Source organism: Pseudomonas sp. CCC4.1 (genome assembly GCF_035019225.1).
GTDB classification, from domain to species: Bacteria; Pseudomonadota; Gammaproteobacteria; order Pseudomonadales; family Pseudomonadaceae; genus Aquipseudomonas; species Aquipseudomonas bubulae.
Genome location: NZ_JASJWL010000018.1, coordinates 56,850 through 79,936 on the forward strand (window position 1 = coordinate 56,850; position 23,087 = coordinate 79,936).

A 23,087-nucleotide genomic window follows, 5' to 3' on the forward strand; every position below is an offset into this window, starting at 1 on the left:
TCCCTCTCCCTCTCCCTCTCCCTCTCCCTCCGGGAGAGGGTTGGGGTGAGGGTAGAAGACGCAGAAGCACAAGGCTAGACCGTCTTGGCAATCCGGCTGGTGACCAGGGCCCAGCCAATCAGCAGGCTGCACAGGATGATCAGTGGCCATGAGCGCCATTGCAGGTAAGGCGTGAGGTTGTGCATGGGCACCACTTCGCCGTACATGATGCCTTGCTCGAACTGCGGAATTTGCGTGGTGATTTGCCCAAACGGGTTAATCAATGCCGTGACGCCATTGTTGGTGGCCCGAATCATCCAGCGCCCGGCTTCCAGGGCGCGCATCTGCGCCATTTGCAGGTGTTGCAGCGGCCCAATCGAGGTGCCGAACCAGGTGTCATTGCTGATGGTCAGCAGGATATCGCTCTGGGCAGCAAGCCCGGCCACGAAGTCCGGATACACAACTTCATAGCAAATCAATGGCGCGATTTGATAACCCTTGGCCTGCAACATGGCCTGGTCCGCCGGGCCGCGGGCAAAGTCCGACATTGGCAGATCAAAAAATGCGATCAGGCCGCGCAGTACATCCTGCAGCGGCACATATTCGCCAAATGGCACCAGCTTCTGTTTCAGGTAAACACCATCGCCCTCGCCCACAGCGGTGATGCCGTTGAAGTAGCGCGGTTCATGTCGCACTTCCTGGCGGATCGGCACGCCGGTAATCAGCGCTGAGTTACGATCGGCGGCAAACCGGCCCATCATGCTCAAAAAGCCTTCAGCGTTCTCTTTGAGGACAGGGACAGCGGTTTCCGGCCAAACGATCAGGTCGACACGTTTGGAACTGAAGGTCATGTCACGGTAAAGGGCCAGCTGTGCATTGACCTGGGCCGGGTCCCATTTCATGCTTTGTTCGATATTGCCCTGGATCGCCGCCACGCTCAGCGGGTCACCCGATGGGCTGGTCCAGGCGTGGTGCTTGAGGGCCTGGCCGACGGCCCAGGGGCCGATCAGCAAGACCACCCCTGCGGCGACAAAAGCCTTGCGTCTGGCCTTGATCAGGCGTGGCAAATTGCACAGCAGGGCAGCGGTTAGGGCCAGAGTGAAAGACACCAGCCACATGCCGCCCAACGGTGCGAGCCCGGCCAAAGGGCCGTCCAGCTGGCTGTAACCGGAGTACAGCCATGGGAAACCGGTGAGGAACCAGCCGCGGAACGCCTCTTGAGCAACCCATAGCGCAGCAAATGCCAGGGTATCGGCCAACGGCGCTTCATTGCGACGGATCCAGCGCGCCCACACCCAGGCGGGCAGGGCAAAGAACCAGGCGATGGCTGCCGTGAACAACAACATCAGGAAACCGGCCAGCAGCACCGAAGCGCCGCCGAAGTGGTGGATGCTGTAGTAGATCCAGCTGGTGCCCGCGCCAAACAGGCCAAAACCGAAACACCAGCCTCGGCCCAGCGCCTGTTTTGGCGACAGGTCGCGCAAACCGAGATAGAACAGGGCCAGGGCAACCAGTGCCAATGGCCAGATATCGAAGGGGGCCAACGCCAGGGTTGTCAGTGCGCCGGCCACCACGGCCAGCAAGTTACCGGGCCAGCCGGGGGAGGTTATCCAGCGCATTTCAATCCTTGGTATTGAGATTTAGCGGGCAATAGGCGTGAGACGAATCAGATGGATCCGGCGGCTGTCAGCATTGAGGATGCGGAAGCGGTAGGGGCCGATTTCAGTGGTTTCGTTGCGTTTGGGCAAGTGCCCGAATGCGCTCATGACCAGGCCGCCCACGGTGTCGAACTCGTCGTCGGAGAATTCGGTGTCGAAGAACTCGTTGAAGTTCTCGATCGGGGTCAGGGCCTTGATCAGGAAGTCACCGCTGGGCAACGGCTTGATATAGCTGTCTTCTTCGACGTCGTGCTCGTCTTCGATGTCGCCAACGATCTGCTCGAGAACGTCTTCAATCGTCACCAGACCCGCCACGCCGCCGTATTCGTCAATCACGATGGCCATGTGGTTGTGGTTGGCGCGGAACTCGCGCAACAACACGTTAAGGCGCTTGGACTCGGGGACAAATGTCGCCGGACGCAGCAAATCCTTGATGTTGTACTTGTCGCCGTTCTCTTGAAGGATCAGCGGCAGCAGGTCTTTGGCCAGGAGGACGCCAAGGACGTCGTCGTGGCTTTCGCCGATCACCGGGTAGCGCGAGTGCGCCGCGTCAATGATCGCCGGGAGAAATTCGCGGGGGGTCTGGGTTGCCTTGATGCTGATCATCTGCGAGCGAGGAACCATGATGTCCCGTACCTGCAGGTCAGCCACTTGAATGGCACCTTCGACGATGGCCAGCGCTTCACTGTCCAACAGTTTGTTCTGGTGTGCTTCGCGCAGCAGCTCAAGCAGCTCCTGGCGGTTTTTCGGCTCATGGGCAAAGGCCTGGGTCAGCTTACCTAACCATGACTTTTGCCCGTTGCTCGATCGGTCTTCGCTCATAGCGATTTACTCGTATCCCTTGGTAGTTTCAGTGGGTGTTATTCGGTTTCGTCGTCTGCATACGGGTCAGGATGACCCAGTTCTGCAAGCAACGTTCGTTCCAGTGCTTCCATTTCTTCGGCTTCTTCGTCTTCTATATGGTCGTAACCCAGAAGATGCAAGCAACCGTGTATCACCAGATGGGCCCAGTGGGCCTCAAGGCTTTTGCCTTGTTCGGCGGCTTCGCGCTCGACCACGGCCACGCAAATCACCAGATCGCCCAATAGCGGGATATCGAGGAACTCATCAGGCACGTCGGCGGGGAAGGACAGCACATTGGTGGCGTAGTCTTTTTGGCGCCAGGTGTGGTTCAGTTCACGACCTTCGGGTTCGTCTACCAGACGAATGGTCATTTCCGAATCGGCGCTGCGCTGGCGCAAAGCCAGTTCACACCATTGGCGGAACTGGGCTTCGCTGGGGGCACTGGCGTCAGTCGCCAGTTGCAGGTCAAGCTCAAGCATCGTGGCGGTAATCCTTTGCAGCGGGCAGCGCGGCCAGCTTGTCGGCGGCTTCCTGTTCGTAGCGACCGTAGGCCTCGACGATGCGCTGCACCAGCGGGTGGCGCACGACGTCCTTGGACTGGAAGTGGGTAAAGCTGATGCCCGGCACGTCCTTGAGCACTTCAATGACATGGTTCAGCCCCGATTTCGTGCCTTTGGGCAGGTCGATCTGGGTGATGTCACCGGTGATCACGGCGGTCGAGCCGAAGCCGATGCGGGTCAGGAACATTTTCATCTGCTCGACCGTGGTGTTCTGGCTTTCGTCGAGAATGATGAAACTGTTGTTCAGCGTGCGGCCGCGCATGTAGGCCAGTGGCGCGACTTCGATCACCTGGCGCTCGATCAGCTTGGCCACGTATTCAAAACCAAGCATTTCGTACAGTGCGTCGTAGAGCGGGCGCAGGTACGGGTCTATTTTTTGCGACAGGTCACCCGGCAGGAAACCGAGCTTCTCACCGGCCTCAACCGCCGGGCGCACCAGCAGGATGCGGCGGATCTGCTCGCGTTCCAGGGCATCAACTGCGCAGGCCACAGCCAGATAGGTTTTACCCGTACCCGCCGGGCCAATGCCGAAGTTGATGTCGTTGCCCAGGATCTCTTTGACGTAACGCTGCTGGTTGATCCCGCGAGGGCGGATCATGCCCTTTTTGGTGCGCAGCGAAACACTGGCTTCAGCCACCGGGTTGCTGGCGAGGTCTTGTACCGCAGACTCTTGCAGGAACAGGTGAACCATGTCCGGCGAAAGCTCGGTAGCCTTGGTTTCGCGGTACAGGCGGCGCAGCAGGTTTTCTGCCGAAGAAGTGATTTTCGGGTCGCCGATCAGCTCGAACTGGTTACCGCGATTGCGGATTTCGATCGTCAGGCGTTGCTCGATCAAGCGCAGATGCTCGTCGAATTGCCCGCACAGATTGGCGAAACGGCGGGCCTCAAAGGGCTCGAGAAGGAAGCGATGTGGTTCGATGGGTGCGTTCAAGGTCGTATTTAGCCGCCCTTAGGCAATTGATATGAAATTAAGGATAACGCTAGCAGGTCAAGCGTGAAAGGACTTCACCAAATGTTTGATGTGGGAGCGGGTTTGCTCGCGATTGCACCACCGCACTCATCCAGTCGGACCGTGTTGCGTGCATCGCGAGCAAGCCCGCTCCCACAAGGGACGATGGCGTGTGGTCAGTTCAGCAGCGAGCCCCGCAACGAGTGCGGCTGGGCCGCATCAATATGCACATCGGCGAATTGCCCGATCAACTGCGGGTTGTCGCAGCGGAAGTTGACGATGCGGTTGTTCTCGGTCCGGCCCTGCAATTCGCCCGGGTCTTTTTTCGAGTAGTCGGTTACCAGGATCCGCTGGGTCGACCCTACCATCTGGCGGCTGATCTCGAAGCCCTGTTGGTTGAGACGATGTTGCAGCGCGTTCAGACGCTCTTTCTTGCGCTCTTCCGGGGTGTCGTCCGTCAGGTCTGCTGCCGGGGTGCCCGGGCGCTGGCTGTAGACAAAAGAGTAGGAAAAGTCGAAACCCACGTCTTCGATCAGCTTCATGGTCTGTTCGAAGTCTTTTTCGGTTTCGCCCGGGAAGCCGACAATAAAGTCGGAGCTGATGCAGATCCCCGGTACGGCAGCACGCAGTTTGCGCAGCTTGGACTTGTACTCCAGCGCCGTGTGATTGCGTTTCATCGCCGACAGAATGCGGTCGGAGCCCGATTGCACCGGAAGATGCAGGTGTTTGACCAGTTCCGGGACTTCGGCGTGAGCCTGGATCAGGCTGTCGGAAAACTCCAGAGGGTGGGAGGTGGTGTAGCGGATACGCTCGATACCGTCGATCGCCGCAACCACACGGATCAGCTCGGCAAGGTCGGCGAGGCGGCCACCTTCGGTCAGGCCGCGATAGCCGTTGACGTTCTGGCCAAGCAGGGTCACTTCACGCACGCCGTTTTCAGCCAGGTGGATCACCTCGGCCAATACATCATCGAAGGGCCGGCTGACTTCTTCGCCGCGGGTGTAAGGCACCACGCAGAACGTGCAGTACTTGCTGCAACCTTCCATGACCGACACGTAGGCGCTTGGGCCGTCGATGCGAGGCTCTGGCAGGTGATCGAATTTCTCGATTTCAGGGAATGACACATCAACCTGCGGCAGTTTGGTGATGCGCGCGGCGTCAATCATTTCCGGCAGGCGGTGCAGGGTTTGCGGGCCGAATACCACGTCCACATACGGGGCGCGATCGCGGATCGCCGCGCCTTCCTGGCTGGCCACGCAACCGCCCACGGCGATAACCATGTCGGGGTTGGCCAGTTTCAGTTCGCGCCAGCGACCCAGTTGGGAGTACACGCGGTCCTGGGCACGTTCACGGATTGAACAGGTATTCAGCAGGATGACATCAGCGTCTTCGGCGCGCGCTGTGACTTCCAGGGCCTGATGTTCACCCAGCAGGTCGACCATGCGCGAGCTGTCGTACTCATTCATCTGGCAACCGTGGGTTTCGATGTAAAGCTTCTTGGCCATGGGTGTTCATCAAGTGGTTCAAAGAACCGCACATTATAGGGGTCATAGCCGTTGCTTCCTAGCGTTGTGCGTCTGATGGCTATGCTATAGTTCGCGCCCTCTTTTTTACCTTCAGATGCTTACCCGCCCACCATGACCAAACGTGAAGCTCCAATCTACAAGGTGATTTTCCTCAACCAGGGCCAGGTGTTCGAAATGTACGCCAAGCAGATCTATCAAAGTGATCTGTGGGGGTTTCTGGAAGTAGAGGAATTCGTCTTCGGTGAGCGCACACAAATGGTTGTCGACCCCAGCGAAGAAAAGCTCAAGGCTCAGTTTGAAGGTGTGGTGCGCAGCTTTGTGCCGATGCACTCGATTGTCCGTATCGATGAGGTTGAGCGGCTGGGCACGCCTAAAATCAGTGAAGCCCGTGGTGTCAGCAATGTGATGCCGTTTCCGTTTCCGATGCCGGACAAGTAAGGGCTTTTCTTTCCCTTCCCGCGCTCGCAATCCCTTCATGGCGACAGCAAGTCCCCTTGTCGATACGCCTGCGCCCCGGCGACATGGGCAATGGTCATTCCCGCAGTCGCCATGCGCCGCAATGAGCGGACATAGAGCAAGCCTTCGCGTTGACAGACCACTGGAGTAATACGGTCCGTGATGGGGTCAATGATGTCTGCCACCACAGCCCCCGCCTGCAGGTAGTCACCCACTTGCGCATAAAACACCAGCAAACCCCCCGTGGGGCTGTTCAACGGCTCGACGCCCGCTAGCGGGGTCGGCGGGTTGAGCAATGCCGGAAGTGCTTTTGGCTGCCCTTCGACTGCACCCGCATGGATCAAGTAGTCGATCAGCGCCTGGCTATCGTCACGCGCCAGTTCGTGGGTCACATCCGCCACCCCTCGCAGCTCAACGGTCACGGCAAAGCTGCAGCACGCCAGGGGGAAACGTGGCGCAAAGCGCGCTTGCATCTGCGCCCAGAACAGGGTGAACCATTCATCGAAGGACTGCCCGCCCGACTCGGTGGCCATAAAGCAGGCTCGGGCCCCCAGGTAACGGGCCAGGGGCTCTACCTGCGGCCAGAAGGCCGGGGCCAGGTACAGGTGCTGCACGGCTTCGAAGTCGCAGTGCAGGTCCAGGACCATATCGGCATCGCACGCCAGGGTCTGCAGGGTCTGACGCAGGGCCTGCACGTGGGTCAGCGGCTGCGTGGCGACCAGGACACGGCGCAAGGCCGAGCGGATCAGTTGCGTATTGTGCTCTGGATCCTGGGTCAACTGGCCCTCGACACTATCGCCCACCTCCTGACTGACATCCACAAAGAAGCGGTTGAAATTCTGTCGGCTTTCGTTATCAAAACGCCCCTGGGGCACGTCCATCAGCACCTGCTCCAGCCCCGCCGGGTTGGCCACGGGCACCAGCACTATGTGCTTGCGCAACAGGCCGGCCTGCTCGAGTTCCAGCATGCGCTGCTTGAGATGCCAGATCACCAGCATGCCCGGCAGCTCGTCCGCGTGCAGCGACGCCTGGATATAGATTTTCCCGTGCTCTGGCGCTGGTCCGTAATGAAAACTATGGATTTGCCGACAGGTGCCCGGTACGGCGGCCAGCACATCATGACGTTGGTGGTGCATGGGGGTTCTCCTATCGGCGCGGGCCGAGAAATGCCAGCCAGCGCCGCTCGGCCAGGCGAAACAGGCCCACCAGGGCAAAGGTGGCGATAAGGTACAGCCCGGCAGCGATGACAAACGAAGGGAAGGTCTGAAGGGTGGCCGCGTTGGCATCCCGGGCGACTTTGAGAATGTCAGGGACCGTGGCGGTGAAGGCCAGGGTGGTGGAGTGCAGCAACAGGATCACTTCGTTGCTGTAAACCGGCAAGGCGCGGCGCAGTGCCTGGGGCATGACGACGCGACGGTAGAGCTTCCAGCCATTGAAGCCATACGCCCGGGCAGCTTGTACCTCCCCCCGGGCGATTGAACGGATCGCACCGGCGAAGATTTCCGTGGTGTAGGCGCACGTATTGAGGGTGAAGGCCAGCAGGGTGCAGTTGATGGCATCGCGAAAAAATGCGCCCAGCAACGGCTGCGACTGAACGGCGGCAAGGCTGTAGATGCCCGAGTAGCAGATCAACAGCTGGATATACAGCGGCGTGCCGCGAAACAGGTAAGTAAAGCCATGCACCGGCCAGCGCACCCAGCGGTTTTCAGAAACCCGGGCAATGGCCAGCGGGATCGAGAGTACAAAACCCATGCCGATGGAAGCAGTGGTCAGCCACAAGGTCATGGCCAGACCGCTGATCTGCTGGCCATCGCTATACAAAAAAGGCTGCCAATACGACAGCAATACTTCGATCATCGCGCACCCCGCTCGAACCCCACGGCGAAGCGCCGCTCAAGCCTGTGCAATACGCTGTTGGAGGCAACGGCTATCAGCAGGTAGATCACTGCCGCCAGCACCAGGAAGTTAAACAGTTGAAAACTGCTTTTTCCCGCGTCGCTGGCTGCCTTTACCAGCTCGGCCAGGCCGATGATCGACACCAGCGAGGTTGCCTTGAGCAGCACCAGCCAGTTGTTGCCCAACCCCGGCAGCGCAAAGCGCATCATCTGCGGGAACAGCACACGACAAAAACACTGCATCGGGCTCAGGCCGTAGGCCCTGGCAGCCTCAATCTGCCCAAAGGGCACTGCGAGAATGGCGCCGCGCAAGGTTTCGGTGAAGTAAGCGCCGTAGATAAAGCCCAGGGTCATCACCCCGGCAGTGAAGGCATCTATCTCTATATAGGCCCAGCCCAGCCTGTCCGTGAGTTGGCCGAGCCAGGTTTGCAGGCCGTAGAAGATCAGCAGCATCAGCACAAGGTCGGGCACGCCGCGGATCAGGGTGGTGTAAAGCCGGGCCATCCATCGCGCCGCACGGCTTGTGGATAGCTTGGCTCCTGCGCCCAGCAGCCCCAGAAACAGGCTCAGCAGCAGTGATATCAGCGCCAGCTTGATCGTCATCCAGGTGCCCAGTGCCAGCAATGGCGCGTAAACCTGAAGGCCGCTCATTTATTGCTGTACAGAACAAGATCCCCGAAATACTGCTTTTGCAGCCGTGCGTAGGTGCCATCGGCATGCAGTTGGGCGAGGCCTTTATCGAGCAGAGCCTTGAGTGCTTGATTGCCCTTGAGGATGCCAATGGCGCTGGTGCCCGGCATCAGGTCGCTTTCAATCGCCTTGCCGGCCTCAAAGGCAGCACCCTGGGGAGAGCGCAAAAAGCCCAGCTCGGCTTGAACCAGATCCTGGAGGGCCGCGTCCAGTCGCCCGACTTGCAGATCAGCGTAGGCCCGATCCTGATCCGGGTATGCCACGAGTTTCGCCCCGGCCTTGGCCAGCACCGCCTTGGCATAGACCTCCTGGGTGCTGCCCTGCAGGTAGCCGATGGCTTTGCCTTTTACCGCCTGCAGGCTGGCATCCAGGCCAGCGCCTTTTTTGAACACCAGCGCATTGGGCGTGGTCATCACCTCGGACGAGAAATCAATGACCCTTTGCCGCGCCGCCGTCACCGCCATAGTGGCCAGAATGCCGTCGATCTTGCGAGCATTGAGGCTGGGGATCATGCCGTCAAAATCGATTTCGACCCACTTGCAGCTCGCCTGCACGCGCTCGCACAGGGCGTTGCCCAGGTCAATTTCAAAGCCCACCAGTGAACCGTCGGCACTTTTCGAGGCAAAGGGCGGGTAGGTCGGGTCGGTGCCAAAACGTATGACTTGGTAATCCTTGGCCAGCGCCGGGGCAATGACTACGACACACGCCAGCACGGCCACCACCAGCAGTGCCAGCATCCACAGTATCTTTTTCATGGGTTGATTCCTTATTGTTGTTGTAATAACCGCCCGTCGGGTCGCTATTACCCGTCGGGCGACAGGTTGACCACTCAAGAAAGAACTCAAGGCGCTGGCCAGTCTTCCAGCGCCACCAACTCCCGGCGCATGCGAAGCAACCCGGGGGGGGCGTCGAACTCCCGGGCAAAGCGATGCCCGGAGTACACCGCGGCAGCAATTGTGCCCGGAGCCAGGCAATCACCGATCTGGATCACCTGCTGCACACCCCGGGGCTCGGCCTGCAGGGCGTCGAACAGACCCTGCTCAGGCTCGCGGGAGGTCACCAGCAGCACCCCTGCGGCAGGAATGAAACGCGGGCGCCCGGTGTAGGTGCACGCTGCCTGTACACCGTACGGCGTGAGGCTGCACAGCGTATGGGAGGTGATGATGGTGACATCCAGTTCCAGCAAGCGGCGCTGGATCCGGTGCTGTTCAAGGGTATTGTGGGTCCAGGGGGCAACATCTGCGGCCGGGGTGACATACAGCACCTCGACTCCCCGGGCAATCAGGCTCTCGGCCAGTACGCTGCCCATGTAGTAGTGGTCATCGTCGAACACCACCACGGGCGAAGGCAGCACAGCGCCTGCCATCACATCATCCGGCGTGAATACGGGCAGGTTTTCCAGCCCAGGGAGAGGCTGGCGCAACACACGGCCCAGGCCATCGTTGCGCCAACGCGAACCGGTGGCGACAAACACGTGGCTGGCTTCAATGTCGAGAACGTCCTGCACTTCAAGGCGGCTTTCACGGTAGATCTCGACATTGCCCAGACGGCTCAAGGCATCCACCCTGTAATCGACCACCCGCGACCAGCTCGCCAGCCCCGGTAGCCGGGACTCGCTGGCCACGCGTCCGCCCAGGGTGCGAGTGGCTTCAGCCAGCATCACTTCCAGGCCGCGAGCGCCGAGTACCCGGGCACACTCAAGACCGGCAGGGCCTGCGCCGATTACCAGCGCTCGCCCCTCGGCACGCCGGACCGGAACCTGCTCCGGATGCCAGCCGCGTCGCCATTCCTCGCCCATAGTCGGATTTTGTGTGCAGCGCATTGGCGTGCTGGTGTGATCGCCGCTGACGCAAACATTGCAGCCGATGCACTCGCGAATTTCGTCGGTGCGCCCCTGGTCTATTTTGTTGGGCAGGAAAGGATCGGCTATAGAAGGGCGGGCCGCGCCGATCAGGTCCAACACCCCGCGGCGCACCAGCGAGGCCATGGTATCGGGCGAGGTGAAACGTCCTACACCCACCACCGGCTTGCTGGTCAAGGCCTTGAGCCCGGTGAGGAATGCCTCCTGATAACCCTCTGGGGCAAACCGCGAGGTCACGCTGTCATTGGCCCAGTCGGCAACGTTTATATCCCAAAGGTCCGGCAGCTCGGCCAGCATGGAAAACACTTCGACGCCTTCGCTGTCCCGGGTCAGGCCGGCGCAGCCCTGCTGCTCGTCAACGGCCAGGCGCACGGCAACGGCGCAGCGGTCACCGACGGCATCCCGGGTGTCTTCTATCAACTCGCGCAGCAGGCGCACACGATTGAACAGCGCTCCGCCATATTCATCCGTGCGGCGATTGTTGCGTTGCGTCAGAAAGTGGAACGGCAAGCCCAGATCATGGCCAGCGTATACATAAATGATGTCAAACCCTGCATCACGGGCACGCAAGGCCGCAGCCCTGTGCAGCTCGCGCAGTTGCTTGATGTCGGCGCGGCTCATGGCGCGGGCCTGCACCGGGTCGTAGCCGCGCACGGGGGTATTGGAGGGGGCCCAGGGGATTTCGCGGCTGGTGCGATTGGGCGCGGAATAGCCATTGAAGGCCAGTTCCACACCCGCCAGGCTACCGTGCCGGTGAACCGCGTCACACATGCGGGCCAGCGCCGGTATGTCGCGCTTGTCCCACAGGCGTGCTTCGATATAAGGCGAGAATTCGCTCAAGGGGCTGATTTCGCACTCTTCCGTGCAGACAACACCCCACCCGCCCTCGGCCTTTATTGCGCGCATACGTGCCATAGCCGAAGGATGTACATGCCCCATGCCATTACAGTGCGGTACCTGGTAAAAACGATTGCGCGTACGCACGGGCCCTATCTGGACCGGCTCAAACAAAATGTCATATCTCGGATCACGCACAGGTATTCCCCCGTGCCCAAAAAGATCGACGCATTTGATACAAAAACAAAGAACAGCGCGTCAATCAAATGAACACACTATTGCCACGTTTAAAGAGTGAACTGCGTGATGACACGCCAATAGCTACTGCGCAGCGCAAGACCGTGGGCAGCGAGAGGAAATCATGAGTTGTTTCTTGTAACGGGTCAAACCCGTTAAATCGAGGGTCGCGGCCTATTATCATATTCTGCTCAAGGCTCTAAAACAGGGATTTGAACAATGATGGGCATAATAATCATGGGTAAAAACAACGTAATCAAATTAGCTTAAGCTTAAGTAAGGTTAATCTCTATTTAGCGTAAGAATAATTACCTAGATATATATTTAACAGCTTCAAGCTGCAGCGCTCAGCCCATGAATCACCCCGTGTGCATAATGCATAAGGCGAGGTTGGTCTTCACGTAGCGTTTGAGGTTGTGCAGGCGCAGCATTAAGTTGAGTTGGGTAAAAATGTTTTCGGTGCAGGGTTAAGTGATGCGCTATGAAAAATTCATGCGTCGCTCTATTAGTGCCACTCACCATCAGTCGAGTCATGCACTATTACGGAATAACATTCTTGCGGACTTTGGTGGCTCACAAGCACGCGAGTGACCTGGCGTTGATTTCGTATGTGCTGGCGATTTTGTCTGTAGTGGCCGTGATGCTTTCAATGTCATTGGGGGCGACGGGTAATTTAATCGCTGAACATCCGGATGACATCCAGGAAAAGCCGTATCCGGCACAGGCACGTTGTCGCCAGCAAACCAGCAAGGGTTTGAAATCAGGGCAATGGTGAAAACGGCGAGCGGGCGTCGGTAGATTGCAGCTCCTGCAAATACTTGCGGAAGATCTGTCCGAGTATCTGGGTAGCCGTTTCGAGCTGGTCGCGCGGCATTTGCTCGGCCACCATGTCGGCGGTGTCCAGGGCGTCTTCGGCGCCGTTGACCGCAGCCATTTTCAGCACGATATAGGCCTGAATGTTGTTGGCCGGCACGCCTTCGCCTTTGAAAAACATGGTGCCGAGCTGGAACTGGGCCATGGCGTGGCCTTGCAGCGAGGCTTTTTCGAAGTAGCTCAGCGCCTTGTTGAAGTCTTGCGGGGTGTTTTTACCGTCGTAATAGAACTCGCCCAACTCGTATTCGGCTTCTGCATCCCCGGCTTTGGCCGCCTCTTCACAGGCTGCAAGCGCCTCGGCGAGGTCCTCAGGCTGAGTATTGAGGGTGCAGCGACCCATCGCTGGGATCAACAACGAGTTACCGCCTGCCTGGGCAAGCAACGGCTGTAGGAGCAACAGGCAGCCCAGTGCAAGGGCGCGGCCGGTGCGGTTCATGGGAATCGACGTACCTCTGGATGACGGGTTAACCCGATCATGGGATGTATAGGCGCGCATTATGAAATAAGCAGAGGCAACCTTACAAAGTCTTTACTCGTTTTTCTGCTGCCTGAGCGCGATATCCATTGATTTAAGACGATTATGGACGGGTGGGCTAAAAGATCTGCTCATTACTGGCATAAAAAAACGGCAAGGGCGCTCGCCCTTGCCGTTTCTTGGATTATTTCAGTGCAGCAAATGCGCGTTCTGCGGCGTCCAGGGTCAGTTGCAACTCGGCTTCGCCGTGGGCGATCGAGGTGAAACCGGCTTCGAAGGCGCTGGGTGCCAGGTATACGCCTCCTTCGAGCATCAAATGGAAGAAGCGCTTGAACAGGTCGGCATCGCTGGCCATGACGTCGTCAAAGGTGACAATGTCATCGGCGCCGCTGAAGTACAGGCCAAACATACCGCCGGCCTGTGTGGTCACGAAGGGGATGCCGGCCGCGTCGGCGCGCTGTTGCAGGCCATCGAGCAGGCGGGTGGTGTAATCGCTCAGCTCGGCGTGGAAGCCCGGGCGGCTGATCAGGCGCAAAGTGGTCAGGCCGGCGGCCATGGCCAGCGGGTTGCCGGACAGGGTGCCCGCCTGGTAAACCGGGCCCAGCGGCGCGATGTGCTGCATGATCTCGCGTTTGCCGCCAAAGCAGCCGACGGGCATGCCGCCACCGATGATCTTGCCGAAGGTACTCAGGTCCGGAGTCACGCCGTAGTGGGCTTGGGCACCGCCGAGGGCGACGCGGAAGCCGGTCATCACTTCGTCAAAGATCAGAACCACGCCGTGCTGGTCGCACAGGCTGCGCAGACCTTCAAGGAAGCCTGGCGCAGGCGGCACGCAGTTCATGTTGCCGGCAACCGGTTCGACGATGATGCAGGCCACGGTGTCGCCGACTTCGCTCAGCAGCTGTGCAACCGCGTCGATATTGTTGAACTCGGTGGTCAGGGTGTGCTTGGCGAAATCTGCCGGCACGCCAGCCGAGCTTGGCACGCCCTGGGTCAGCAGGCCGGAACCGGCTTTTACCAGCAGGCTGTCGGAGTGACCGTGGTAGCAGCCTTCAAACTTGAGGATATTGTCGCGGCCAGTGAAGCCACGGGCCAGACGGATCGCGCTCATGGTCGCTTCAGTGCCGGAGCTGACCATGCGCACCATTTCCATTGACGGTACGATGGAGCACACCAGATCGGCCATTTCGGTTTCCATGGCGGTCGGGGCGCCGTACGACAGGCCGTGCTCCAGTTGCGCACGTACTGCGTCCAGCACGTCAGGGTGGCTGTGCCCAAGAATCATCGGGCCCCACGAGCCGACGTAATCGACATAACGCTTGTCGTCCTCGTCAGTCACGTAGGCGCCTTCGGCGTGTTTGAAGAACAACGGCGTGCCGCCCACGCTTTTGAAGGCACGCACTGGCGAGTTCACGCCACCGGGAATGTGTTTCTGGGCGTTGGCAAACAGGGTTTCGGAACGAGACATGGTGGGCTCTCTCAGAATCAGGATTCGGTATTTAAATAGACAACAAGGTGTTGAAGGCCTTGGCGCGCAGGGTGACTTCCCGGGCGCTTTCGGCGCCAAACAGGCCATGCACCACGGCCAGCAGGTCGGCACCGTGGGCCACCAGCGGCGCGGCATTGTCCAGGGTAATTCCGCCTATCACGCAGATCGGCAGGCTGAGGCGGGCGCGGGCCTGGTCCAGGGTCTCAAGGGTAGCGGTTGGCGCCCCGGGTTTGGTGCTGGAATTGAAAAAGCGGCCAAAGGCGACATAACTCGCACCTTCTTTGGCGGCTTGCTCGGCCAGTTCGACCTGGCTGTGGCAGGTCGAACCGATAATTGCCTGTGGCCCCAGCAGGGCGCGGGCAGGGGTCAGCGGGCCGTCGGTCTGCCCCAGGTGCACGCCGACACCCAGGCGGGCGGCCAGCTCGCCATCATCGTTGATGATCAGGTGTGCCTTGTAGCGTTCGCACAACCCGCGCAAGGCTTCGGCCTCGCGCAGTCGGCGGGCGTCGTCAGTGCTTTTGTCGCGATACTGCAACAGGGTCAGGCCGCCATCGAGGGCCGCCTCCACATAGGGCAGCAGTTTGCCAGCTAGCAACTGGCTATCAGTGATTGCATACAGGCCGCGAAGCGTCATGGGGTGAGCCTCATTGGTTACGAGCAAAAATCCAGCGGCAAGCGGCGCGGTACAAATTGCCCTTGCCCCAGTTGCTCTGCATCACGCAGGGTGCGCCATGTGTAATTGAGCGCGGTTTGCACGGCGCTGACCAGTTCTTCACCGATGGCCAGGCGCCCGGCCAACGTGCTGGCCAGGGTGCAACCCGAGCCGTGGTAACTGCCCGGCAAGCGATGGCAGGTAAAGGTGTGGCGGCTGCCGTCGCGGCTGTACAGGCGGTTATGCACTTCGTGCTCATCACCGTGACCGCCGGTGATCAGCAGGTGCCGACAAAATGGCAGGAGTTTTTCAGCGCACTCATCGGCGCTGCCATCGGGCAGTTCGGCCAGGATGCGGGCTTCGGGAAGGTTGGGGGTGGCAATGGTGGCCAGGGGGAGCAGGCGTTCGCGCATGGCGTAACCCACTTCGTCCTTGCCCAGTCGTCCGCCACCGCCTGCACGCAGCACCGGGTCACAGACCATCGGCAGATGCGGATTGGCCTGAAGCAGTTCGACTACGGTATCGACCATCTCCAGTGAACCGAGCATGCCCAGCTTGACCGCCGCAACGGTGGAGTCGCCGAGCACGGCATCGGCTTGCGCCAGTACCCACTCGCGATCCAGCACGCGGAAGTCGCGGACATTGACAGTGTTCTGCACAGTCAGGGCGGTCACTACCGGGGCGGCGTGACAGCCTTGAGCCAGCAGGGCTTCGATATCTGCCTGCAAGCCGGCACCACCACTGGGGTCATGGCCGGAGAGACAGAGGACAACGGGGCGAGAACTGTAGATATTCATGGTGCGCGAGCTTACCACCAAACAGTTTTTACGGGCGCTTGCTCGGTGTCAGGTTAGCGGAAGTTTGTAAGCCGTTGCCTGGCCTTAAGAATCTTCGGTCTCAGCGCTTGTTTAGCTCTGTAATGCCCGTACTAGAGCCTTTGTGATGAATTGTTAGATGGTGTGTATGTGCCATTAATGGCTATGTTAAAGTGCCTTCAAATTATTAACCGGTCATTCGGTCGACGCGATCTCAAAGGGAATATGGGGTTGCCCGCGTCTTCGAGTGAGCTACGTTGGGGCTGTATGCGCTATTTGCTGATGATGTTGTTGGGCTGGCTACCGATGCTGGCCAGCGCAGTCGCTTTTGACGAATCCACACAAAGCCTGCCCTTGGGCCGCGTGATGCAGGTGTTCGAAGACGCGGGCGGCGAAGCGACTCTGGCAGATGTCACCGCACACGGCGAACTGTTCGAGCCCCATACCAAAGACACGCTGAACAAGGGCTACTCGCACTCGGCCTTCTGGATCAAAGTGGATTTGCACTACCAGCCACAAGACCCGCAGGTGCATCGCACCTGGCTGCTGGAGCTGGCATACCCGCCGCTTGATTCCATCGAGCTTTACCTGGCAGACGCCGCGGGCAATTACCGGCTGGCCGAACGAACGGGGGATGCACTGCCCTTCGACAGTCGTCAGATCAAAGAAAACAACTACCTGTTTGAGCTCAACTTCAGCCCGGGGCAAAGCCAGACGGTGTACCTGCGTCTGGCCAGTCAGGGTTCGGTTCAGGCGCCGCTGACGCTATGGTCGGCCCAGGCCTATCTTGAAGAGCAGCCCGTGCGGATTTACATCCTGGGCCTGATTTATGGCGTGTTGCTGGGGATGCTGGTCTACAACCTGTTTATTTACCTCAGCGTGCGTGACACCAGCTACCTCTACTACATCTTTTATATTGCCTCGTTCGGCCTTTACCAGCTGTCGGTCAACGGTGCGGCAGTGCAGTACTTCTGGCCTGACAGCCCGTGGTGGGCCAATGCCTCCACCCCGTTCCTGATTGGTGCATCGGCGTTTTTTGGTTGCCAGTTCGCTCGCTCCTTCTTGCACACCGCCTCCCACAGCCGCTGGCTTGACCGGGCACTGATGTTGCTGATGGGCGTGGGTGCTCTGGTGATGGTGCTCGCGCTGACCACCAGCTATGCCGTGTCGTTGCGCCTGGCCACCGGCCTGGCGCTGGCGTTTATTGTCACCATTTTTACCGCTGGTGTGGTGGCATGGGTACGAGGCCTGCGGGTCGCGCGTTATTTTGTGATCGCCTGGTCGGCCTTCCTGCTCGGGGGGCTGGTCAATACGCTGATGGTGCTGGGTTACCTGCCGAACGTTTTCCTGACCATGTACGCCAGCCAGATAGGTTCGGCAATCGAGGTGGGGCTGCTGTCGCTGGCGCTTGCCGACCGGATCAACGCCATGCGTGACCTGCAGGCGCGTACGCTGCAGGAATCGGGACAGAAACTGGCCGCCATGAACCAGCAACTGGCCCGTACCAACCAGCTCAAAGACGAGTTTCTGGCAACCGTTACCCATGAATTGCGCACGCCCATGAACGGTGTCATTGGCTCTCTGGAATTGATCAAAACCCTGGACATGAGCCCTGAGCTGGAGCAGTACACCAAGACTGCGCAAGGTTCAGCACGAGAAATGATGCACATGGTCAATGGCATCCTGACCCTGACCGAACTGCAGGCCGGACGACTGGTCGCGCAACCCCGGCCCTTCAGCCTGAATGAACTGCTGCAGGGGCTGAGCGATCAGTTCAGGCCGGCGGCACGCAGTAAAGGGCTGGAGTTTTCGTACGAAGTGGGCCGCAATCTGCCGGATCAATGGGTAGGTGATGCGGATAAAATTCGCCAGTGCATGGAGTGCCTGCTGGATAACGCGATCAAGTTCACCCGTGAGGGCGGGGTGATTTTGCGTGTTACCGGTAAACCCGCAGAGACCGGGCGCTGGGCGCTGGCGTTCAATGTAATCGACAGCGGCATTGGTTTTGTTCACCAGGAAGAGGCCGAACTTTATCAGCACTTCTTTCAGGTTGATGGCTCCATGACCCGTGAATATGGCGGCCTGGGTATCGGCCTGGCGATTTGCCGGCGCCTTGTGGAACTGCTCGGCGGGCGCCTGACCCACCATTCCCAGCCGGGGCAAGGCTCACAGTTCCAGCTATTGCTGGAACTCGAACCCTCGGTGCAAACCCAGCCGCACACGACTCATTCGGCGTTGCAGCTGAGGGCGCCCGGGGAGTGTGTGGTCTTGCTGGTAGAAGGCCCGGAAAACCCTGTGGTAGTGCGCGCCATGTTGCTCAAACTGGGTTATCGCGTGCTCGGCGTTGACACGGGGCAGGCGGCCATAGAAGCGTTGCGCCGCGAGCGGGTCGATGCGGTGCTGCTGGCGTGCCCGTTGGCCCAGGTCTGTGCTACGTCGATGGGCAGCCAGCTGCTGACATTGGCCGCCTGTGCGCAGTTGCCCGTGCTGGCGCTGTTCGAGTCGCAAGCCCAGGCGCAGCAAGCCCGCGAGCAGGTCGACGGGATCACTGATTATCTGCTGAAACCGCTGCGTTTTGAGGACTTGCAACAGACCTTGGCGCAACGCCTGCTGATCGACAATAACGATAAAAACGCCGAGTTTTAGGCGTTTATGCCCCTTGTTTAGCCGCAGATGCGTGCTTCACTGGCTCATTGGTACGATCCCAAGGAGCCCGCGCAATGAACTTGCATCAATACGCAGAAACCCATCAGGTGACCAATCAGCCGCCGTCTCTGGACGGCGTGAACCTGTACCGCATTGACCTGCCGTTGCAGTATTGGAGCCAGCATTTCGGCGCGGGATGGGCGCAGGCGCGGATTGACGAGTACGGTGCTCTGGCGGGCGGCCCGCTGATGGCTGCGGGTTTTCTGGCCAATGAAAACAAACCGCAGTTTGTCAGTCATGACCGTTTCGGGCATCGGATTGATCTGGTGGAGTTTCACCCGGCTTACCACGAACTGATGCGCACGGCGATTGAGCATGGTTTGCCGTCCTTGCCCTGGGCCCACCCGCAACCCGGTGCCCATGTGGCCCGCGCATCCATGACCTACCTGCACAGCCAGGCCGAAGCGGGCAGCGGCTGCCCCTTGACCATGACCTTCGCCAGCGTGCCGGCCTTGCGTCTGCAACCGGACCTGGCTGCCATCTGGCTGCCCAAAGTGCTGGCCACTGAATATGACCCGCGTAATGTCGATATCAGCCAAAAGGCCGGCGTGACCCTGGGCATGGCCATGACTGAAAAACAGGGCGGCACCGATGTGCGTGCCAATACCACGCGGGCTTACCCCGTAGGGGCCAAAGGGCCGGGGCAGGCCTATGAACTGCTGGGGCACAAATGGTTCTGCTCGGCACCCATGTGTGACGGCTTTCTGACCCTGGCCCAAACCGAAAAAGGCCTGAGCTGCTTTTTGCTGCCGCGCCATCGCCCGGATGGCAGCCGCAACGAATTCTATATTCAGCGTCTGAAGAACAAACTGGGCAATAGCTCCAACGCCTCCAGTGAAGTTGAGTTTCGTGGGGCATTGGCCTGGATGATCGGCGAAGAAGGTCGTGGCGTGCCGACCATTATTGAAATGGTCGCCATGACCCGGTTCGACTGCATGGTCGGCTCCAGTGCCTTGATGCGTCAGGCGCTGACCCAGGCCAGCCATCATTGCGCCCATCGACTGGTGGGCGGTCGGGTGTTGGCAGACCAGCCACTGATGCAGAACGTATTGGCTGACCTGGCGCTGGAAAGCGAGGCAGCACTGGCCCTGAGCCTGCGCATGGGGCGGGCGCTGGACAATCCGGATGACCTGCATGAGGCCAGGTTTTCCCGGTTGGTGACAGCGGTGGGCAAGTACTGGATCTGCAAGCGGGCTCCAGCCATGATCAACGAAGCGGCCGAATGCATGGGGGGCGCAGGTTATGTCGAAGACAGCATCCTGCCGCGCCTGTATCGCGAGGCTCCGGTCAATTCGACGTGGGAAGGGTCGGGTAATGTGCAGTGCCTGGACGTGTTGCGAGCCTTGTCCAAAGAGCCGGGCGTGCTCGATGCGCTGTTTGCCGAGTTGGGCGACGGGCATGGCGATGTGCGCCTGGGGCAGCACATTGTGCAGCTTAAGGCGGCGCTCAACGACACTGACGATATCCAGTATCGCGCTCGCCAACTGACAGAAGACATCGCCCTTGGCCTACAGGCAAAACTGCTACTTGAGGCTGGTAACAGTGATGTCAGCGACGCCTTTATCGCCAGCCGGTTACAGGGCAGCGGCCGGGTTTACGGTACATTGCCACGGGGTTTGAATGTGGCAGCCATCGTTGCCCGCGCTACCCCGCAGGTTGCCTGAATATCCCCAACCCTGTGGGAGCTGGCTTGCCTGCGATGCAGACGACGGGTTTTATCTGCCAGACCCGGTCGATGCCATCGCGGGCAAGCCCGCTCCCACACGGATTTGCGTGAGGCAGCCGATATTCTGTTTATCCCCAGCAGCCACAGGAAATCTTCGGCAGGCAATTTTGTAGCTGCCTTTAGCCATCGACACAGGCAAGATAAAGGCCTGCCCGTTCAGAAGACAGGATGCTTATCGTGACCGAAGCTTTTATTGTCGTTTCCACCGCTGAAGAGGCCGTTGACCGGCTTGCTGCCTTGCACGAGCGCGCAACCACGGCCTTGAGCCAGGCACTCAAGCGTTATCTCAAGGATCGGGTTGAACCCTCTGCGCAAGAACGCGCGCTGTTTCGCTACCCCGAACTGCGTTTGACCTACCGTATCAACGGTGAAGTGCCGACCACCACCCGTGCTTATGCCAAGGTCCAGTTACCGGGCACCTACAGTGTGACCGTCACCCATCCCGCCTCTTTCCGTAATTACCTGCTGGAACAGCTGGTGCCCTTGATGCGCGACTTCACCGTTGAAGTAGAAGTCGGCGTCAGTGAGCAAAATATTCCTTACCCTTATGTGGTCGAGCAAGGTGATGAACTGGCCGGCTCCGGCGTTACCGCTGCTGCGCTGGCGCGGGTGTTTCCGAGCACCGACCTGTCTGCTGCCACCGACGGCATCGCCGATGGCCTGTACGACTGGGAAAACACCGATCCGTTGCCCCTGGCGCTGTTCGACGCCGCGCGGGTCGACTTCTCCCTGCGCCGCCTGGTGCACTACACCGGCAGCGACTGGCGCCATGTGCAGCCGTGGATTCTGCTGACCAACTACCATCGCTATGTTGACCAGTTCATCCTCCATGGCCTTGAGCAATTGCGCGACAACCCGCGCTTTGTGCGCATGGTGATGCCGGGCAATGTGATCATCGAAAAATCGATGGACTACGGCGAGGCCCAGGCCATCGCGGCGGGGGTGGTGTGGCATCGCTACCAGATGCCGGCGTATCACTTGCAGGCCAGTGATGGTCATGGCGTGACGCTGGTCAATATTGGCGTCGGCCCGTCCAATGCGAAAAACATCACCGACCACCTGGCCGTGCTGCGTCCGCATTGCTGGCTGATGATTGGTCACTGCGGCGGTCTGCGCCAGTCGCAGACCATTGGCGATTATGTGTTGGCCCACGCCTACATGCGTCGTGACGGCATTCTTGATCGGGTCGTGCCGCCGAACATTCCGATTCCGGCCCTGGCTGAAGTCCAGCTGGCGCTGCAGGAGGCTGCCGCACAGGTTACCGGTGAGCGCGGCGATGAGCTGAAAAAACGCCTGCGTACCGGCACCGTACTGACCTATGACGATCGCAACTGGGAGCTGCGCTGGGCTCAGGAACGTCCGCTGATCAACCTGTCCCGTGCTGTTGCCGTGGACATGGAAAGCGGCACCATTGCTGCCCAGGGTTATCGCTTGCGCGTCCCGTATGGCACGCTGTTGTGTGTGTCGGACAAACCGCTGCACAGTGAAATCAAACTGCCAGGTTCGGCCAATGCCTTCTATGAGCGCGCGGTCAGCCAGCATTTGAAAATCGGCATTGCTGCCGTGGACTTGATGCGCAGCCAGCTCAACTCCCTGCATTCGCGCAAGCTGCGCAGCTTTGATGAACCGCCGTTCCGTTGATCGGTGATGGTCATTTAGCGATCGGGGGACTAGCATTGCCAGCCCTGATCGCTAGATAGCCTTTTTTGTCATGTCTCGTCCCGCCCCACGCCGCCCGGCCTCGAAAAGCCTCACCGCGCCAGCTGCCAATCGCCGCGTGGCCAAAGCGCCACCGTCTGATCCCAAGCTGTACCTGTTCAATAAACCCTTCGATGTGCTGACCCAGTTCAGCGACGAAGGCGGGCGCGCCACGCTCAAGGACTTTATCCCGATTCCGGGCATCTACCCGGCCGGGCGACTGGACAGGGACAGTGAAGGTTTACTGCTGTTGACCAATGATGGCCAGTTGCAGGCGCGGATAGCCGACCCCAAGCACAAATTACCCAAGACCTACTGGGTTCAAGTTGAAGGCGAGCCCACGCCGGAGCAACTGCAGCAGCTGCGTGATGGCGTTGAACTCAATGACGGCAAGACCCTGCCTGCCGAAGCGCGTGCCCTGGACGAGCCGCAGCTATGGCCGCGCAACCCGCCGGTACGCTTTCGCAAAAGTATCCCGACCGCCTGGCTGGAACTGGTGATCCGTGAAGGTCGCAACCGTCAGGTGCGGCGCATGACCGCGGCAGTGGGCTTGCCGACCTTGCGCCTGGTGCGGGTACGCATTGGTGACTGGAGCATTGAAGGGCTGGAGCAGGGGCAGTACCGGGAAGTTCCGGCGCGGCTATAGGGCTCCGGATTCGATCAGGCCGATGACCACGCTTTTGATGATAAACGCGGCAACGCCCAGGCCGAGGACGAAAAACAGGATCATGGAGCCGAAGCGTCCAGCTTTGGACTTTTTCGCCAGATCCCAGACGATAAAGGCCATGAAAATGATCAGCACGCTGACCAGAATCGTCATCATCCATTCTTCAAGTACGGCAGGATCCATCGGTATTCTCCGGCGACATCGTGGGAAAAAGCCGTAGGAGTATACGCCAGGGGAGCGGGGGGATATTGATCTGGGTAGTGAGAGGATGTCGCTATACCCGTAGCAGTTGCTGAAGGCACGAAGCTGCGTTCGATTGTGAAGCAATCGCAAGATCAGAGTGCGCGTTACAACTGAAGAATCGCGTGTGCTGATTTTACGACTGCTTCGCAGCCGAACGCAGCCTTCGTTCCTCGGCAGCTGCAGGAACACTGCAACTGTGAGAGCGAGCCTGCTCGCGAAGGTCGTTCGCGAGCCTGTCTCTTATACACATCT

21 protein-coding genes are annotated in these 23,087 nt (G+C 59.6%); 6 read left to right on the plus strand and 15 right to left on the minus strand.

The annotated features are described in order from the left end of the window. Window positions 1-74: 74 nt before the first annotated feature. The 5 genes from lnt to miaB all read right to left on the minus strand — a co-directional run bounded on the left by lnt (window position 75) and on the right by miaB (window position 5,494). Complete coding sequence (lnt, locus tag QN377_RS09990; RefSeq protein WP_094999424.1) at window positions 75-1,598, minus strand: apolipoprotein N-acyltransferase; 1,524 nt, start codon at window positions 1,596-1,598, stop codon at window positions 75-77. Between the two features lie 21 nt (window positions 1,599-1,619). Beyond that, window positions 1,620-2,459, minus strand: coding sequence for an HlyC/CorC family transporter (locus QN377_RS09995; protein WP_016779277.1), 840 nt, complete (start codon window positions 2,457-2,459; stop codon window positions 1,620-1,622). Between the two features lie 38 nt (window positions 2,460-2,497). Further along, a complete protein-coding gene (gene ybeY / locus QN377_RS10000; protein WP_016779278.1) occupies window positions 2,498-2,959 on the minus strand; it encodes an rRNA maturation RNase YbeY in 462 nt (153 codons plus the stop codon). After that, a complete protein-coding gene (locus tag QN377_RS10005; protein ID WP_094999423.1) occupies window positions 2,952-3,971 on the minus strand; it encodes a PhoH family protein in 1,020 nt (339 codons plus the stop codon). The genes ybeY and QN377_RS10005 overlap by 8 nt, the downstream gene beginning before the upstream one ends. Window positions 3,972-4,165: 194 nt before the next feature. Further along, window positions 4,166-5,494 (minus strand): tRNA (N6-isopentenyl adenosine(37)-C2)-methylthiotransferase MiaB, encoded by a 1,329-nt coding sequence (miaB, locus tag QN377_RS10010; protein WP_094999422.1) that lies wholly within the window; start codon window positions 5,492-5,494, stop codon window positions 4,166-4,168. Between the two features lie 132 nt (window positions 5,495-5,626). Here miaB and QN377_RS10015 point away from each other — a divergent pair, with 132 nt between their 5' ends. Further along, on the plus strand, window positions 5,627-5,953 hold the full coding sequence (locus QN377_RS10015; RefSeq protein WP_016779282.1) for a DUF1820 family protein: 327 nt from the start codon (window positions 5,627-5,629) through the stop codon (window positions 5,951-5,953). A gap of 35 nt (window positions 5,954-5,988) precedes the next feature. Here the strand turns inward: QN377_RS10015 and QN377_RS10020 are convergent, their stop codons facing one another. From QN377_RS10020 to QN377_RS10040, 5 genes are all read right to left on the minus strand, one after another. Further along, a complete protein-coding gene (locus tag QN377_RS10020) occupies window positions 5,989-7,107 on the minus strand; it encodes a succinylglutamate desuccinylase/aspartoacylase family protein (protein WP_095023451.1) in 1,119 nt (372 codons plus the stop codon). Between the two features lie 10 nt (window positions 7,108-7,117). Continuing rightward, window positions 7,118-7,828: an ABC transporter permease gene (locus tag QN377_RS10025; protein ID WP_094999420.1), complete on the minus strand. Its 711-nt coding sequence runs from the start codon at window positions 7,826-7,828 to the stop codon at window positions 7,118-7,120. Continuing rightward, on the minus strand, window positions 7,825-8,517 hold the full coding sequence (locus QN377_RS10030; protein WP_095019043.1) for an ABC transporter permease: 693 nt from the start codon (window positions 8,515-8,517) through the stop codon (window positions 7,825-7,827). The genes QN377_RS10025 and QN377_RS10030 overlap by 4 nt, the downstream gene beginning before the upstream one ends. Beyond that, the gene (locus QN377_RS10035; protein ID WP_094999418.1) at window positions 8,514-9,311 is read right to left on the minus strand and encodes a transporter substrate-binding domain-containing protein; all 798 of its coding nucleotides are present in this window, start codon (window positions 9,309-9,311) and stop codon (window positions 8,514-8,516) included. Before QN377_RS10035 ends, QN377_RS10030 begins: the two co-directional genes overlap by 4 nt. Before the next feature lie 86 nt (window positions 9,312-9,397). Beyond that, on the minus strand, window positions 9,398-11,452 hold the full coding sequence (locus QN377_RS10040) for an FAD-dependent oxidoreductase (protein ID WP_133143811.1): 2,055 nt from the start codon (window positions 11,450-11,452) through the stop codon (window positions 9,398-9,400). A gap of 571 nt (window positions 11,453-12,023) precedes the next feature. On the opposite strand from QN377_RS10040, the gene QN377_RS10045 reads away from it, so the two are divergent. Further along, on the plus strand, window positions 12,024-12,266 hold the full coding sequence (locus QN377_RS10045) for a hypothetical protein (RefSeq protein ID WP_323567623.1): 243 nt from the start codon (window positions 12,024-12,026) through the stop codon (window positions 12,264-12,266). Here the strand turns inward: QN377_RS10045 and QN377_RS10050 are convergent. The 4 genes from QN377_RS10050 to QN377_RS10065 form a co-directional block, all read right to left on the minus strand. Beyond that, on the minus strand, window positions 12,252-12,800 hold the full coding sequence (locus QN377_RS10050; protein ID WP_094999416.1) for a tetratricopeptide repeat protein: 549 nt from the start codon (window positions 12,798-12,800) through the stop codon (window positions 12,252-12,254). The genes QN377_RS10045 and QN377_RS10050 overlap by 15 nt on opposite strands. Before the next feature lie 223 nt (window positions 12,801-13,023). Continuing rightward, complete coding sequence (gene hemL / locus QN377_RS10055) at window positions 13,024-14,307, minus strand: glutamate-1-semialdehyde 2,1-aminomutase (protein ID WP_095019041.1); 1,284 nt, start codon at window positions 14,305-14,307, stop codon at window positions 13,024-13,026. Window positions 14,308-14,338: 31 nt separating this feature from the next. Continuing rightward, window positions 14,339-14,962, minus strand: a complete 624-nt coding sequence (thiE, locus tag QN377_RS10060; protein WP_094999414.1) for a thiamine phosphate synthase — start codon at window positions 14,960-14,962, stop codon at window positions 14,339-14,341. Window positions 14,963-14,979: 17 nt separating this feature from the next. Continuing rightward, a complete protein-coding gene (locus tag QN377_RS10065) occupies window positions 14,980-15,777 on the minus strand; it encodes a hydroxymethylpyrimidine/phosphomethylpyrimidine kinase (protein ID WP_094999413.1) in 798 nt (265 codons plus the stop codon). A gap of 285 nt (window positions 15,778-16,062) precedes the next feature. Here QN377_RS10065 and QN377_RS10070 point away from each other — a divergent pair, with 285 nt between their 5' ends. From QN377_RS10070 to QN377_RS10085, 4 genes are all read left to right on the plus strand, one after another. Beyond that, window positions 16,063-18,441 (plus strand): hybrid sensor histidine kinase/response regulator, encoded by a 2,379-nt coding sequence (locus QN377_RS10070; protein WP_094999412.1) that lies wholly within the window; start codon window positions 16,063-16,065, stop codon window positions 18,439-18,441. Between the two features lie 74 nt (window positions 18,442-18,515). Continuing rightward, complete coding sequence (locus QN377_RS10075) at window positions 18,516-20,165, plus strand: acyl-CoA dehydrogenase family protein (protein WP_322213672.1); 1,650 nt, start codon at window positions 18,516-18,518, stop codon at window positions 20,163-20,165. Between the two features lie 230 nt (window positions 20,166-20,395). Further along, window positions 20,396-21,868, plus strand: a complete 1,473-nt coding sequence (amn, locus tag QN377_RS10080; protein ID WP_153327098.1) for an AMP nucleosidase — start codon at window positions 20,396-20,398, stop codon at window positions 21,866-21,868. Between the two features lie 136 nt (window positions 21,869-22,004). Continuing rightward, window positions 22,005-22,571: a pseudouridine synthase gene (locus QN377_RS10085; RefSeq protein ID WP_176464972.1), complete on the plus strand. Its 567-nt coding sequence runs from the start codon at window positions 22,005-22,007 to the stop codon at window positions 22,569-22,571. On the opposite strand, the gene QN377_RS10090 is transcribed toward QN377_RS10085, so the two are convergent. Next, complete coding sequence (locus tag QN377_RS10090; protein ID WP_016779292.1) at window positions 22,566-22,775, minus strand: DUF2788 domain-containing protein; 210 nt, start codon at window positions 22,773-22,775, stop codon at window positions 22,566-22,568. The two genes, QN377_RS10085 and QN377_RS10090, sit on opposite strands and share 6 nt — an antisense overlap. Window positions 22,776-23,087 lie beyond the last annotated feature (312 nt).

Coding starts and splice junctions, on each gene's coding strand:
- lnt (WP_094999424.1), bottom strand. CDS start 1,598: ATGCGCTGGATAACCTCCCCCGGCTGGCCCGGTAACTTGCTGGCCGTG.
- QN377_RS10020 (WP_095023451.1), bottom strand. CDS start 7,107: ATGCACCACCAACGTCATGATGTGCTGGCCGCCGTACCGGGCACCTGT.
- thiE (WP_094999414.1), bottom strand. CDS start 14,962: ATGACGCTTCGCGGCCTGTATGCAATCACTGATAGCCAGTTGCTAGCT.
- amn (WP_153327098.1), top strand. CDS start 20,396: ATGCTTATCGTGACCGAAGCTTTTATTGTCGTTTCCACCGCTGAAGAG.
- QN377_RS10035 (WP_094999418.1), bottom strand. CDS start 9,311: ATGAAAAAGATACTGTGGATGCTGGCACTGCTGGTGGTGGCCGTGCTG.
- QN377_RS10070 (WP_094999412.1), top strand. CDS start 16,063: ATGCGCTATTTGCTGATGATGTTGTTGGGCTGGCTACCGATGCTGGCC.
- QN377_RS10015 (WP_016779282.1), top strand. CDS start 5,627: ATGACCAAACGTGAAGCTCCAATCTACAAGGTGATTTTCCTCAACCAG.
- QN377_RS10065 (WP_094999413.1), bottom strand. CDS start 15,777: ATGAATATCTACAGTTCTCGCCCCGTTGTCCTCTGTCTCTCCGGCCAT.
- QN377_RS10030 (WP_095019043.1), bottom strand. CDS start 8,517: ATGAGCGGCCTTCAGGTTTACGCGCCATTGCTGGCACTGGGCACCTGG.
- QN377_RS10025 (WP_094999420.1), bottom strand. CDS start 7,828: ATGATCGAAGTATTGCTGTCGTATTGGCAGCCTTTTTTGTATAGCGAT.
- QN377_RS10075 (WP_322213672.1), top strand. CDS start 18,516: ATGAACTTGCATCAATACGCAGAAACCCATCAGGTGACCAATCAGCCG.
- miaB (WP_094999422.1), bottom strand. CDS start 5,494: ATGGCCAAGAAGCTTTACATCGAAACCCACGGTTGCCAGATGAATGAG.
- QN377_RS10090 (WP_016779292.1), bottom strand. CDS start 22,775: ATGGATCCTGCCGTACTTGAAGAATGGATGATGACGATTCTGGTCAGC.
- QN377_RS09995 (WP_016779277.1), bottom strand. CDS start 2,459: ATGAGCGAAGACCGATCGAGCAACGGGCAAAAGTCATGGTTAGGTAAG.
- QN377_RS10045 (WP_323567623.1), top strand. CDS start 12,024: ATGCACTATTACGGAATAACATTCTTGCGGACTTTGGTGGCTCACAAG.
- ybeY (WP_016779278.1), bottom strand. CDS start 2,959: ATGCTTGAGCTTGACCTGCAACTGGCGACTGACGCCAGTGCCCCCAGC.
- hemL (WP_095019041.1), bottom strand. CDS start 14,307: ATGTCTCGTTCCGAAACCCTGTTTGCCAACGCCCAGAAACACATTCCC.
- QN377_RS10050 (WP_094999416.1), bottom strand. CDS start 12,800: ATGAACCGCACCGGCCGCGCCCTTGCACTGGGCTGCCTGTTGCTCCTA.